Below are 12,780 nucleotides of genomic sequence, written 5' to 3'. Positions count from 1 at the left end.
GTCCCGCTGCATCCCATTTTTTCGAGAACACCATGATTCGAACCCTGCGAGTTGCCACCGGCAGCCTGATTGCCACGTCCTTGCTGCTGCTGGGCGCGACCCCGCTCAACGCCCAGACGAACCTGCCCGACGCGTCGAGCTACAGCGTCACCCAGCGCCAGTCGATCTCCGTCAGCGCCGTGGAACACGCCCACCTGATGACCGAGATGAACGACTTCATGAAAGCCGTCAACGGCATCCAGGAGGCCTTGTCCACCCAGGATTTCGCCACCGTGAGCGCGATTGCCACCACCATGGGGCCCAAGGGCGGCAAACACGATGCCGTGGGCAAGGCGGTGCACGACAAGATGCCCGGTGAATGGTTCGCGCTGGCCAAACCCACCCACCAGCAGTTCATGGCCGTCGCGCGCGAGGCCTCCCGGCCCGACGCCAGCGTGCAATCGGTGCTGGCTCCCCTGGCCCTCACGACCCGGCAGTGCGTGACCTGTCACGCCACCTTCAAGCTGACCGTCACACCTTGATGCAAGGCGGCCCCTGCCTTCGGGCGGGGGCCTGAGCAACCGCCTCGATCACCGAGAACGCCGCCGCCGCGGCCAGCGTGCGCCGCCGCGACAGCCCTGCCGACGACAGCAGGGCGTCATAGTCCTCGGCGGTGCGTTCGCGGCCGCCCAGGCCGACCAGCATGTTGAGGTCGCTGCGCGTGGTCGTGCGATGCGCCGGCAGGTCTTCCACCCGGTCAGGCATGAGACGTTCGATCACCAGCACCCGGCCATCGGGAGCCAGCGCGTCGCGTGCGCGCTGCAGGATGCGCACGGCATCGCCGTCGTTCCAGTCGTGCAGCACGCTCTTGAGCAGGACCACGTCCACCGGCCGCGGCAAGGCCGCGAAGAAGTCGCCCGATGTCACCGTCACACGCTCGGCAACGCCGGCTTCGCGCAGGTGGGCCTGCGCGCCATCGACCGCGTGATCCAGGTCGAAAAGCACGCCGCGCAAACCAGGTCGGGCGCGCAACACCTCGGCCAGCAGCTCGCCGTGGCCACCCCCCAGGTCGATGACGACACCCGCGTCCGGCAGTGCCGGCGAGCGCGCCAGGTCGACCGCCACCAGCCGCGTCAACTCCACCATCGAGCGGTGAAACAGGTGTGCGGACTCGGCATCAGCGTCGAGGTGATCGAAGCCCTTCTGGCCGCGCTCGCGTTGGCGCGTGCTCTGCCCGGTGCGCACACTGCCCATCAGGTCGGACCAGACCGCCCAGGCCTGCTGGGACCACCACTGCGCGTGCGCGTTCAGGCCCAGCACGGCATCACGGCGCAGCAGTTCGCCGGTCGGGGTCAGGCTGCAGCGGCCGCCGTCGTCGTCGTCGTCGAGCCGCAGCACGCCCAACGCCGCCAGGCCGCGCAGCAGTCGATGCAAGGCGGACGCATCGCAGGCGCAGGCTCGGGCCAGCGCGTCCACCTGCGTCACGCCCGACGCCACGTGGTCGGCCAGACCCAGCCGTGCCGCCACGCCGATGGCCTGGGTGGCCCAGTTGCCGCCGATCAGTTCAACCAGTTGACGTGCGGCGGCGCGTTGCTCCGCGGTTGCCAATGTCTGCGTGTTCACGTCACACTCCTTCGAAGATGGACAAACTCAAGGCGCTGCACTATTTCCTCGCGGCCGCGCAGACCGGCAGTCTTTCGGCCGCGGCGCGCCAGCAGGGCGTGAGCTTGCAGGCCGTGGCCAAGCTGGTGGGCGCGCTCGAGGCGCAGCTCGGCGCCACGCTGTTCCAGCGCGGCAGCCGCGGGCTCACGCTCACCGCCGACGGCCTGCAATACGCCGAAGCCTGCGCGCCGCTGCTGGCGCAACTGCAAGCGGCCGACGACGGGCTACGGCAGGCGCGCCAGCGCCCGCAGGGCACGCTGGTGGTCGGCGGCACGCCCTTCTTCCTGCAGCACTGCATCGTGCCGGCACTGCACGCCTTTCACGACAACTACCCGGATCTGACGCTCGACCTGCGCGCCATCACGCACCTGGACGAGGCTGCCGCCCGCGACTGCGACCTCCTCGTTCTGCACGGCTGGTTCGAGGCCGGCGACCGGGTGCGGCGCGAACTGCCGGTGATGCCGCAGGTCACCGTGGCCACGCCCGCCTACTGGCAGCGCCACGGCATCCCGCGCCACCCGAGCGAGCTGGCCGGCCACAACTGCCTGTGCTATCGCAATCCCTACGGCAAGCTGCTGGACCTCTGGCGCTATCGTCACGTCGGCCAGGTGGGTCAAGTGGGCCAGGCCGGCCAGCAGGGCGAGGTCATCGAGCAGGTGATCGTGCGCGGCTGGCTCCATTCGAATCATCGCGACAACCTGGTCGAACTGGCCCTGGGTGACGGTGGCGTGATACGCGCCGCGCCCGCCACCGTGCAAGTCGCCCTGGCCAGCGGCCGCCTGGCGCCGGTGCTGCTCGACTGGGAAATGATGGATCCGCCGCCGCTGGCGATCTACTTCAGGCCCGAACTGCGGCGCACCCAACGCCTGCGCGTCTTCGCAGATTTCGTCGTCACCTGCTGCACCGAACTGGCGCAGTTGACGAGTGCCAGAGGGCAGTCCAGCGTCGATGGCCGGCCGGCATGGCACCACGGCAGCGGCCGGCGTGCGTCGAGCTGGCTGACCCATCGCTGAGCACCTCGATTCAGTCGATGCTGGCGCCGGTCTCGCGGACGTACTGCACGTACTGGGCCTCGGCCTGCCCCATCAGCTCGCGGGTCTGCGCCGGCGAGCGTACGGCGCCGACGATCAGCAGGCGCTCCATCTCGTGCTTGAACTCGGCCGTCGCCGCGGCCTGGTGCACCGCTGCAGCCAGGCGCTCGACGATCTCCGCCGGCAGTCGCGGCGGCCCGAGCACGAAGTGCGCCGTGATCAGCGGGGCAGCGGCCACGCCGGACTCGGCGAGCGTGGGCACCGCCGGCAGCGCGGCGATGCGTTCGCCCATGCTGCAGCCGAGCATCACCAGCCGCCCTGAACGCACATGGGGGGCGCTGAAGCCGACCGGCAGCACCGCCGCCTGGAGGCGCCCCTCCAGCAAGTCCGGCAGCATCTGTGGGCCACCCTTGTAGGGCACGCGTTCGAGCGTGAAGCCCAGTGCGCCGGTGATCTGGCCGGCCACCATGTCCTCCGAGACGTTGTTGGCGCCGCGCATCAGCGGCTTCGCGCTGGCCTTGGCAAACGCGACGAACTCGGCCAGCGTCCGGGCCGGCACGCTGGCGGGCACCACCAGGCATTGCGTGTTGCCGCCGATCGTCGACACCGGCGAGAACTCGGCGAGCGACTTGTACGGCGACGCCTTGCTCAGGTGCGGCAGCCCGGCATTGGAAGCCAGCGCGAACAGCAGGGTGTAGCCGTCGGCAGGGGCGTTCAGCACGGCACCCGCGCCGAGGCCGGTGTTGGCGCCCGGGCGGTTCTCGACCAGCACCTCCTGGCCGAGCCCGGCAGTCAAGCCCTTGGCCAGTGCGCGGGCCGCGGCATCGCTCGGACCGCCGGCGGCAATCGGCACGATCAGCCGGATCGGCTTGCTCGGGTACGGGGTTTGCGCTGACACCGAGGCCGTCAACAGGGCCAGCGCGCCGACAACGAGGACGGTGTTCAATCGGTTCATCTCGCATCTCCTGGCTGGGTGTGTGGAGCGCAGTCTGACCCGATGCGGGCAGGCCGGGAAGGAGGCCGCCGTTGGGGCTGGCCTGAACTTCCGGTTCAGGCAGCGACCGGGCCCGGAGTCGAGATCAGTTGTTCCTCGACCCGTGCCGGGACCCGCCTGTGACCGGGATCACTGCGTGACCGTCCGGACCTCGAAGCCGACGACATTGCGCGCCGTCTTGCTGAACTCGACCCCGATCAGGTGCACGTCCGATCCCTGGCCCAGGTACTTCTCGGCGTAGCCCTTCTCGTGGATCTGCCGCAGCACCTGACCCTCGGGCGCGTCGGTCACCACCTTGAACTCGAACAGGAAGACCTGTCCGGACAAGACCACGGTCAGGTCGATGCGGCCGTGGTTGGTGGCGTCTTCGACCCGCAGATCCAGCCCCAGCCCGGCGAGGTGGCTGTAGAACACGCTGGCGTAGTGACCTTCGAAGCCGGCCAACGGGTTGCGGCGATACCAGTCGCTCGGAATGCCGGCAAAGAGCGCCCGCAGCGATGTTTCGATGGCCAGGGGGTCGATCTGGATCAGGGCATCGAGCAGCGACAGCCGCGACTGCAGCACGACGCGCTCGGGCACACCGTAGCTGGGCAGCAGCACGCGGTTCAGGCTCACCTCGACTTCGCGGTTGGGGTAGCCGAGCCAGACCCTCGAACAACGCGCGGTTGCCCTCGAACAGCTCCTTGAAGGTATCGACCAGCAGACTCTTGCCGAAGCGGCGCGGCCGGCTCAGGAAGTAGTACGACCCGGACTCGATCAGGTCGATCACCAGGCCGCTCTTGTCCACGTAGTAGCAGCCCTCCTCGCGCAGCTTGGCGAGGGTCTGGATGCCGATGGGCAGCTTGCGGCGGGGCAGTGCGGGCGCGGCGGTGCTCATGGTCAGCATGTGTCGTGGCGGGCTGTGACTCGGCTATGGGATATGGATTCCAGGGGCAAGGTCAGCTCTCAATGATATTCGGGTGGCTCCGCGTCCAGTCCAGGCCTGGCGCCGTTAGGGTGCGCGTTCGTTGTGGGTCTCGGCCAGAAAGACCGCCAGCGTTGAAGCGGCGCCGACAGCGAGCTTGGCGTGGCGCGGCTGAAGGCCTTTGGCTCCGGCGGCCTTGCCGTGCCCTGTCCCGTAGTGGTTGCGCAGCTCTGCGACGCCTTGCGTGATGCTGGCGAGGTTGCTTAGCAGGCGCTTGATGGTTTCGCTTGCTTTGGCCTGCTCCGGGATGTCGGCTGGCGTCAGGTCCAGCTCTTTGGCGGTCAGCTTCACCAGCTCAGGAATGTCCGCGCTCTTCGAGAATTCGACAGCCCGCGCGATCAAGATCGTCTTGCAGCAGGTTTCGACCAGTTCTTTGGCAGTACCGATGGCCAGGCCGGGGTCGTTGCTGACGGCGGATTCCATACGCGTGATTTGCTGGCTCACATATCCAGGGTCGGTTCCCGCGAGCGTCTCGCGGGCCGCCGCCAAGCCTGGCGTCTGCCCGATGCCAATGAAGCGGCCGACATAGACGGGACGGCCGGAGATGCGTGTGCGCTCGGCCAGCTCAAATCCATCCTCCCGAAGGAACTGGTTGAACATCTGGCGCAGCCGCTCGGCCTCGGTGGCGTCGGGCCGGACGACAGGATGCAGCATCTCGCAGAGAAACCGGAGAAACGCATCGTCGTCCCCATGGGCCAGGTTGAAGCGGTTGTCGTGAAATACCCAGTCGGCATCCCAGTCGTAGTTGTTGACGCGGTGCTGCCAGATGTCGCCCGCCGCGTCCGGAAAGCGGCTGTCAGTCGAGGGCAGATTTTGAAGATCGAACAGCCGCCCCAGAAACTCGGGTTCTTCGAGACGCCCAGACCAACTGGCCGTTTCCGAGGCAATGGAGTCGATGATGTCCCGGCGGGTCAGTTCGGTGATTTTCATGGTAGAGCGATCATGATTCTTTTGAGGTGTTGGGCTTCTTGTCGGCGCCTGATGTCGGAGACCATTGCAGGAGCGCCGCCTCCCCGCTATGGATCAAGCTGTCAACGAACCCAGCGGCTTGCGGGCGCCGCGCCACTCGCTCCTGCTGGTCGATGCTTTCAAACAAGTCAGCCATTCGCTCGGCGATGGCGCGAGCGTGCTCTTGGGGCCACCACTTGCCGAGTTCGCAGATGATGTTGTCCTGCCGGATGCCGTCGGCCCCAAAGTCAAAGAGACTTCGTGCGATGTAGTGCAGAGTTCTGTCCAGGCTTGCGAAGAGGTATCGAGTCGATCCGTCGGCCGCCTCGTTGACGCGATGTACGAAATCGCTGAGGTGGGTAATGTCCCATGCGGCGTTCTTCGCCCCCTCGATGGCCCGAGCTCGGTCGGCCGATTGCAATTGTTTGAGCAGACCCTTGCGCGGCGGCGAATTAGGAGCGAAATATATGCACGCAAGCATGGCTGCTGGCCCGGCGACGATGAAATCCCGATGCATCCAGTCTAGGAGCGCCAATATGCGGTCCAGGTGCGGGAGGCCAGCCAGCTCAAGCTCGCCGATCTTCAACGTCACGATGTAGTTACGTCGCCAGCGACGCAGCGGGAAGGCGAGATCAAGCTCGCTAATAGACGCAGGCTGCGCGAGGCCGACGAGACGCTCAACGCGCCCGAGGGCCACATCCATTTTTGCGTGGGCACTTGCGTTGTCGGCCTGCCGCAGCCATGCGAGTTCTTCATTGGCTATCGCGTTGCCTTGCTTGTGGGCTAGCTCGTGGAAGGCAACGGACGGCTCAACCTCGATGTCGAGGAAATGTGAGAACGCCAGCAGCGCGGCGACTGGTCGGACAGCATCGTCAACGAGGGCGCCCTTTGCAATTTGCGCGAAGCGCGACGCGACGTTCCGGTCGGGCAGCAAGACAGTCTTAATGTCTTCGAAGTTCTTCTCGTAGATGAACCCATCCGGATGGCACAGGCCCACTGGCGGTGGTATGTAACCCGGGGTCAAGACATCGGCGGCCGCGATGAAATCGCCGAGCGCCAGCAATTCGGGATATGGAAAGTCCGCTGGGAGAATGAGGGCGCCCTCAATATCTTCGCCGCCATCAGGCTCCGAGCCATCGGGGCCGACATGAAAGACGTAGCGGTCGCCGCTCAAAGATGGCTCCCGGTCCAGGCCATCGCCGAGCATGTTGGCTTCAGGTTGGGCAGGGATTCGTAGACCATGCTCAGAGCGCCTTGTCGATATGGGCCAAAAGCTCGGAGAGCAAGTCGTCGGACCTCATCTTGTCGGCATCGTCGAGCCACAGCTCGTTGACGCCTTCTGCTTCGATGGCGATGGTGATGGATAACGCGTTCTTGATGAGGGGCATGACTCAAACCTCCACCAGCGCCTCGGCCAGATGGCTTTGGATGGCCTGACGGGCTGACAGGCGTTGGCGCAGGTCGGCGCAGTGGCTGCGGAGTTGGGTGACGCGGGCGACGATGCGGGCTTGTTCAGCGAGGGGTGGTAGGCCAAGAATTGAGTGAGAAACATCCTCTCTACCAATGCCAGGAATAGCTATGCCGACTGACTGCATCTGGAACTTAATCTCAAGCGTTTTGAGCACAATAAAGAGGAACGCATCATTCACGCCAATCGAGCGAACCGCCATCAATTGGCGGCTTATCGCAATCTCCGAATGCGCAACCACATTGAGTTTTCCAACGCCGGAACCCTTAACTGTGATGAGAATATCCCCCCAAATCGCAATGGCGCGCCGCTCTACAGTTGATCTGGTTGGGCTGGGCGATTGGGGACCAAATTCAGCTGGGCCGGTTAAATATGGAATCCCAGAGTCAAGACCCTCTGCATACTCAGCGGGACCAAGATGCTGACCAGATACAAGCTCCATAATTGCACCCAGCCGAACCACGACCCATCCTTCTGGCAGATCATCGAGTCCATCTTTGTCAGAAATAATAGGCAACGCCTTGTCCCGCTTGATCTTGCGCGCCGCAATCAACCGATCCTTCTCCGCCCGAATCTTCTGCAGCAACACACTCGCCGGCTCGTCGGTCGGGTCTTGCGGCACCAGCAGCCCGCGCACGGCGAGTTGCAGGATGGTCTGCTCCAGCGCGTCCACGGCTTGGGGGCGGTCGAGCAACAGGTCGAAGTGATCGCTCACGCGCTGCCAGTTGGCGGCCAGTTCGTCGGGCGAGGCGCTGTCGGTCAGCGTGCCCAGCAGGGTGTTCAGCAGTTGGGCGTGCTGCGCGGTTTCGAGCTGGCGTTGGCTTTCGAGCGCATCGCACAGCCGCATCAGTTCTTCGACGCGGGTGACGATGCGGGATTGTTCGGCGAGGGGTGGCAACGCGATTGGAAGATTCAGAACAACCTCGCGCGAAACGTTTTTCATCGAACTGCTTGTGCCTGACGCATTAGCTGCGTAATGGGTACGAGCACTTTTTTCGTTGTTGCAAAAGTTGAGGAAACCGCGATGAATTGGATTTGCAACGTCCAGCCGAATGATCTTGTCGCTGAGCATCAAACGCGGATCGACAGCACCAACGACAACTGAACGCGCGACAAGTTCTTCCGTGTTGGCCCGAGATAGCAAAAAATCGCCGGACCGCACTTCGTATTCTGGTTTCGGCTGCAGATCAGCGGGCAATTCTTTGTTGGCTTCGGGATCAAATTTCCCCCAAGAAACTGCGCTGACTTTCAATACACCCCAATGCCCGGCACGGCGTGGAGAACCAGCACAACTTGGACTCCAGCCCGCTTCACTGGCATTCACCAAGTCGCCCAAACGAACCAATTCCCACCCACGTGGGGCATCAAACGATATTTCTTCATCGCTTATCGGTGCCAGCGGCTTATCTCGCTTGATTTCCTTCGCCGCAATCAACCGATTCTTCTCCGCCCGAATCTTCTGCAGCAGCACACTCGCCGGCTCGTCGCTCGCATCCTGCGGCACCAGCTTGCCCTGCACCGCCAGCGTCAGGATCAATTCGCGCAGTCGCGCCACGCCACCGGGCGCAGTGGCCAGCAGATCGAACTGCCGCACCAGGGGCGGCTGCAACGCGGCCAGGTAGCTCGCGCGCGGTTCACGCGCCTCCAGCACCGCACTCATGCCCGCGCCCCCAGCGACTGCGCCAGGATGGCCTTGAGCTGGTCGCGTAGCCCCTGCGACTCGGCCTGCAGCCGGGTGTAGTCAGCCAGCAGCTGGTCGGGGTCGTGGCTCACCGCGTCGGGCGCGTGCGGGTTCTTCTGGTCGAGGTTGAAGTTGGCGGCCTTGATGACTGCGATGTCGACCTTCCAGGCGCGTTCGTTTTCCACCCGCGCGGCAAAGCCGTCGGCCTCGCTGCCCCACCAGGCCTTCTCGGCGTCGAACTCCTCGATGCGGATCGGCCGGGTCTTGTTGTAGCTCTTGGCGCCGGCCGGATAGGGGTGCTCGTAGTACCAGATGGCCTGCGTCGGCGCGCCCTTGGTGAAGAACAGCAGATTGGTCTTGATGCCGGTGTAGGGCGCGAACACGCCGTTGGGCAAGCGCACGATGGTGTGCAGCTTGCACTCGGCGAGCAGCTGCTCCTTGATGCGCGTCTTCACGCCTTCGCCGAACAGCGTGCCGTCGGGCAGCACCAGCGCGGCGCGGCCGTTGTGCTTGAGCAGCTGCTTGATCAGCACCAGGAACAGGTCGGCGGTTTCCTTGGTGCGCACGTCGGCCGGAAAACCTTGTTCGATGCCCGGCTCCTCGATGCCACCGAACGGCGGATTGGTCAGCACCACGTCGACCCGGTCGGCCGCGCCGTAGTCGCGCAGCGGCCGGGCCAGCGTGTTGTCGTGGCGCACCTGGCTGGGCACCTCGATGCCGTGCAGCATCAGGTTGGTGACGCACAGCATGTGCGGCAGCTGCTTCTTCTCCACGCCCAGGATGCTGTTCTGCAGTTGCGCCTCCTGCTCAGTGTTGTGCACCTGGCGGCGCAGGTGCTCGATGGCGCAGACCAGGAAGCCGCCGGTGCCGGTGGCCGGGTCGAACACGCGTTCACCGAGCTGCGGGTTCACCATGTCGACCATGAACTGCGTGACCGCGCGCGGCGTGTAGAACTCGCCGGCATTGCCCGCGCTCTGCAGGTCCTTGAGGATCTTCTCGTACAGGTCGTTGAACTGGTGCCGCTCGCTCTGGCGGTTGAAGTCGATGCCGTTGAGCTTGTTGACCACCTGGCGCAGCAGCTGGCCGCTCTTCATGTAGTTGTAGGCGTCCTCGAACACGCCGCGCACCACGTAGCCGCGCGGGTTGCGCAGCGGGTCGGCGCTCAGGCCCTTGAGCGTGACGAAGAGTTCGTTGTCGACGAAGCTCAGCAGCGCATCGCCGGTGATGCCCTCGGCGTCGGCCGCCCAGTTGCGCCAGCGCATGCGCTCGGGGATCGGGCTCTTGTAGCCGTCGCGGGTCAGTTCGAGTTCTTCTTCGAGCGCGTCGAACACCTTCAGGAACAGCAGCCAGGTGAGCTGCGAGATGCGCTGGGCGTCGCCGTCAAGGCCGCTGTCCTGGCGCATGACGTCTTGAATGGATTTGATGACAGCAGAGAGATTGGACATGCGGGATCGGGTTCAGGAGAAATCAGGGATCAGGAATGAGCGGGCGCGTAAAGCTCGCGCTCCAGGATGTTCAGGGCTTGCAGGTATTGGGGCCGGCCGCCGAAGCTCTTGATGATTTCAGTGGCGCTGCCGAACTGGTTGAAGGGCTGCACGTTGAAGACCGACTGGCCCTCGATGGTGGCGATGCCTTCGTCGGCGTACTTGTCGAGCAGCGCGTCGATCACCTTGCGCGCCATCGGCCCGTAGTCGGTGAAGACGTTGCGCTGCTTGACGCGGCGGGCGCGCTCGCGGCGTGTCAGCGGCGGCTGATCGTAGGCGACGTGCAGCAGCAGATCGAAGGGGTCGAGGTCCTTGCCCACCTCGTCGGCCAGCGCGTCGAGGAACACGCCCTGGCGCTCCAGTTCATCGATCAGCACGGCCTTGCGCTCGGCGCTGTTCCAGGTCTGCAGGAACTGGTCGAGCGAGTCGAAACGCTTGGCGAGGTTGATGCGGGTGTAGTCGCGCAGGCTCTCGGTGACGAGCTTGCCGTCGGCGTTGAGGTATTGCACCCGCTCGCGAGCCACCTGCACGTTGACCTGGCCGCCGATGACGTACTTGCGAGGTGGCGCATCGTCGCCGCCACCGAAGGGGCCGAGCGGCGGATCGGTTCCGGTTGGCGGATCGCCTGCACCTTCTTCACCGGCATCGGGCTGTCCCGCCGGATCGCCCGGATCCGCCACCTCGGGCGGTTCGACAGGCTCGTCACCCTTGGGCTCGTAGACCTGCACCGGCTCGCCGTCGAAATCCTTGTCGGCGAACAGCTCGGTGGCGCGCTTGAAGTCGAGGATGGTGAACCAGGTCTTGCCCAGGTCTTCGCGCAGTCGGGTGCCGCGGCCGATGATCTGCTTGAACAGCGTCATCGACTTGATGTTCTGGTCCAGCACGATGAGCTTGCAGGTCTGCGCATCGACGCCGGTGCTCATCAGCTTGGACGTGGTGGCAATCACCGGGTAGGTCTTCTCCGGGTCGATGAAGTTGTCGAGTTCGCGTTTGCCTTCGGGGTTGTCGCCGGTGATCTGCACCACGTAGCGCGGCTGGGTCTGGCAGATGTCGGCATTGGCGTTGCTCAGGGCCTGGCGCATGCGCGCGGCGTGGTCGATGTCCTCGCAGAAGACGATGGTCTTGGCTTCGCGATCGGTCGCCTTCAGATACTCGGTGATCTTGGCGGCCACCACCTCGTCGCGGCGCTCCAGCACCAGGCGGCGGTTCATGTCGGCGCCGGTGTAGACGCGGTCTTCGATCAGGTTGCCGAGCTTGTCGGTCATGCCCTCGGTCGGGCGCCAGCCGAAGGTGTCGCGGTCGAGATCGATGCGCACCACCTTGTAGGGCGCGAGGTAGCCGTCCTCGATGCCCTGCTTGAGGCTGTAGGTGTAGATCGGCTCGCCGAAGTAGTCGCTGTTGGAAACGTCCTGCGTCTCCTTGGGCGTGGCGGTCAGGCCGACCTGGGTGGCGCTGCTGAAGTAGCTGAGGATCTCGCGCCACGACGAGTCTTCGGCGGCGCTGCCGCGGTGGCATTCGTCGACGATGATGAGGTCGAAGAAGTCGGGCGAGAACTGCTTGTAGATGTTGCTCTCGTCGCTGGTGCCGGTGACCGCCTGGTAGAGCGACAGGTAGATCTCGTAGCTCGTGTCGACCTGCTTGGTGGTTCTGTTGACGGCCAGCGTCACGTCCTCGACACCCACCCGGCCCTGCGCATCGACGCGTTCGACGCCCTTGGCATTGGGGCTCAGCTTGGCCATCGCGCCCTTGAAGGGGCGGAAATCGTTGACCATGGTCTGGTCGATCAGGATGTTGCGGTCGGCCAGGAACAGGATGCGTTTCTTGGCGCAGCTCTTCCACAGCCGCCAGATGATCTGGAAGGCGGTGTAGGTCTTGCCGGTGCCGGTGGCCATGACCAGCAGCGCGCGCTGGCGCCCTTGTGCAATCGCCTCGACCGTGCGGTTGATGGCGTTGAGCTGGTAGTAGCGCGGTGTCTTGGCTGGCGCGTAGTCGAACTCGGCGACCTTGCGCACCTCGGCTGTCCAGCCTTTCCAGGCGCAGTACTTGGCCCACAGTTCGGCCGGCGACGGGAACTGATCGAGCGTCAGGTAGCGCTCCAGCACCCCATCGGCCAGCGTGGCATCGCGGAAGATGAAGCCGTCGCCGTTGCTGGCAAAGCTGAAGGGCACGTCGAGCAAAGCGGCGTAGTTGATAGCCTGCGCCATGCCGGCGCCGACTGCGTGGCTGGCGTCCTTGGCCTCGACCACTGCCAGCGGGATGTTGAGCTTGTAGAACAGCGCGTAGTCGGCGCGCAGCACCGTCGAGGCGTCGCGGCGGGCCTTGCGGCCGCGCACCACCACGCGGCCGGCGCGCAGCGGGTACTCGCGGTAGATCTGGTCCATGCCGTTCCAGCCTGCGCGCTCGATGGCTGGGCGGATGAACTTGTCGCAGATGTCGCTCTCGCTGAGGCGGCTCTTGTCGTTCATGTCACTCCCTGGGCTTGGCCGGCGCACGCGCGTCGCGTGTCAACGCGGCCAAGCCGATTGGCTGTTCGTGGGGCCTGTGCGGGTCGTCGAAGAATCATCACACA

At 65.0% G+C, this 12,780-nt stretch carries 11 protein-coding genes and 1 pseudogene; 2 read left to right on the top strand and 10 right to left on the bottom strand.

Translation table 11 applies throughout. The features are described from left to right. The first annotated feature begins 32 nt into the window (after positions 1 to 32). A complete protein-coding gene (locus LCHO_RS06590) occupies positions 33 to 521 on the top strand; it encodes a hypothetical protein (protein WP_012346349.1) in 489 nt (162 codons plus the stop codon). Here LCHO_RS06590 and LCHO_RS06585 read toward each other — a convergent pair. After that, positions 511 to 1,602, bottom strand: coding sequence for a methyltransferase (locus LCHO_RS06585; protein ID WP_012346348.1), 1,092 nt, complete (start codon positions 1,600 to 1,602; stop codon positions 511 to 513). The two genes, LCHO_RS06590 and LCHO_RS06585, sit on opposite strands and share 11 nt — an antisense overlap. A 17-nt stretch (positions 1,603 to 1,619) precedes the next feature. Between LCHO_RS06585 and LCHO_RS06580 the strand changes: the two genes are divergently transcribed. Continuing rightward, positions 1,620 to 2,654, top strand: coding sequence for a LysR family transcriptional regulator (locus LCHO_RS06580; protein ID WP_012346347.1), 1,035 nt, complete (start codon positions 1,620 to 1,622; stop codon positions 2,652 to 2,654). A 10-nt stretch (positions 2,655 to 2,664) separates the two neighbouring features. On the opposite strand, the gene LCHO_RS06575 is transcribed toward LCHO_RS06580, so the two are convergent. The 9 genes and pseudogenes from LCHO_RS06575 to hsdR form a co-directional block, all read right to left on the bottom strand. Continuing rightward, positions 2,665 to 3,627, bottom strand: coding sequence for a tripartite tricarboxylate transporter substrate binding protein (locus tag LCHO_RS06575; RefSeq protein WP_012346346.1), 963 nt, complete (start codon positions 3,625 to 3,627; stop codon positions 2,665 to 2,667). Positions 3,628 to 3,795: 168 nt separating this feature from the next. Then, the gene (locus tag LCHO_RS23880; protein ID WP_050757304.1) at positions 3,796 to 4,281 is read right to left on the bottom strand and encodes a PD-(D/E)XK nuclease domain-containing protein; all 486 of its coding nucleotides are present in this window, start codon (positions 4,279 to 4,281) and stop codon (positions 3,796 to 3,798) included. Between the two features lie 85 nt (positions 4,282 to 4,366). Continuing rightward, positions 4,367 to 4,543, bottom strand: a pseudogene (locus LCHO_RS23875) (AAA family ATPase); the annotation flags it as partial. A gap of 114 nt (positions 4,544 to 4,657) precedes the next feature. After that, entirely contained in the window at positions 4,658 to 5,560 is a 903-nt protein-coding gene (locus LCHO_RS06565) for an abortive infection family protein (protein ID WP_012346345.1), read from the bottom strand. Positions 5,561 to 5,570: 10 nt separating this feature from the next. Beyond that, positions 5,571 to 6,785: a hypothetical protein gene (locus LCHO_RS06560; protein ID WP_012346344.1), complete on the bottom strand. Its 1,215-nt coding sequence runs from the start codon at positions 6,783 to 6,785 to the stop codon at positions 5,571 to 5,573. Between the two features lie 37 nt (positions 6,786 to 6,822). Next, positions 6,823 to 6,966 carry a hypothetical protein gene (locus LCHO_RS23640; protein ID WP_012346343.1) on the bottom strand — a complete coding sequence of 48 codons (144 nt, stop codon included), beginning with the start codon at positions 6,964 to 6,966 and terminating at the stop codon, positions 6,823 to 6,825. 3 nt (positions 6,967 to 6,969) lie between these two features. Continuing rightward, complete coding sequence (locus LCHO_RS22670) at positions 6,970 to 8,706, bottom strand: restriction endonuclease subunit S (protein WP_012346342.1); 1,737 nt, start codon at positions 8,704 to 8,706, stop codon at positions 6,970 to 6,972. Beyond that, entirely contained in the window at positions 8,703 to 10,172 is a 1,470-nt protein-coding gene (locus tag LCHO_RS06545; RefSeq protein WP_012346341.1) for a type I restriction-modification system subunit M, read from the bottom strand. The genes LCHO_RS22670 and LCHO_RS06545 overlap by 4 nt, the downstream gene beginning before the upstream one ends. A 29-nt stretch (positions 10,173 to 10,201) precedes the next feature. Further along, positions 10,202 to 12,676, bottom strand: coding sequence for an EcoAI/FtnUII family type I restriction enzme subunit R (hsdR, locus tag LCHO_RS06540; RefSeq protein ID WP_012346340.1), 2,475 nt, complete (start codon positions 12,674 to 12,676; stop codon positions 10,202 to 10,204). Positions 12,677 to 12,780 lie beyond the last annotated feature (104 nt).

It is taken from the genome of Leptothrix cholodnii SP-6, assembly GCF_000019785.1.
GTDB classification, from domain to species: Bacteria; Pseudomonadota; Gammaproteobacteria; order Burkholderiales; family Burkholderiaceae_C; genus Sphaerotilus; species Sphaerotilus cholodnii.
The sequence above is the reverse complement of the archived record's forward strand: the minus strand, read 5'-3'. Positions and strand labels throughout refer to the sequence as shown.

What these genes read in the sequence shown, in the direction of transcription:
- LCHO_RS22670 (WP_012346342.1), bottom strand. Translation starts at nt 8,706, where the DNA reads ATGAGTGCGGTGCTGGAGGCGCGTGAACCGCGCGCGAGCTACCTGGCC.
- LCHO_RS06565 (WP_012346345.1), bottom strand. Translation starts at nt 5,560, where the DNA reads ATGAAAATCACCGAACTGACCCGCCGGGACATCATCGACTCCATTGCC.
- LCHO_RS06575 (WP_012346346.1), bottom strand. Translation starts at nt 3,627, where the DNA reads ATGAACCGATTGAACACCGTCCTCGTTGTCGGCGCGCTGGCCCTGTTG.
- LCHO_RS06580 (WP_012346347.1), top strand. Translation starts at nt 1,620, where the DNA reads ATGGACAAACTCAAGGCGCTGCACTATTTCCTCGCGGCCGCGCAGACC.
- LCHO_RS06545 (WP_012346341.1), bottom strand. Translation starts at nt 10,172, where the DNA reads ATGTCCAATCTCTCTGCTGTCATCAAATCCATTCAAGACGTCATGCGC.
- hsdR (WP_012346340.1), bottom strand. Translation starts at nt 12,676, where the DNA reads ATGAACGACAAGAGCCGCCTCAGCGAGAGCGACATCTGCGACAAGTTC.
- LCHO_RS06590 (WP_012346349.1), top strand. Translation starts at nt 33, where the DNA reads ATGATTCGAACCCTGCGAGTTGCCACCGGCAGCCTGATTGCCACGTCC.
- LCHO_RS06560 (WP_012346344.1), bottom strand. Translation starts at nt 6,785, where the DNA reads ATGCTCGGCGATGGCCTGGACCGGGAGCCATCTTTGAGCGGCGACCGC.
- LCHO_RS23640 (WP_012346343.1), bottom strand. Translation starts at nt 6,966, where the DNA reads ATGCCCCTCATCAAGAACGCGTTATCCATCACCATCGCCATCGAAGCA.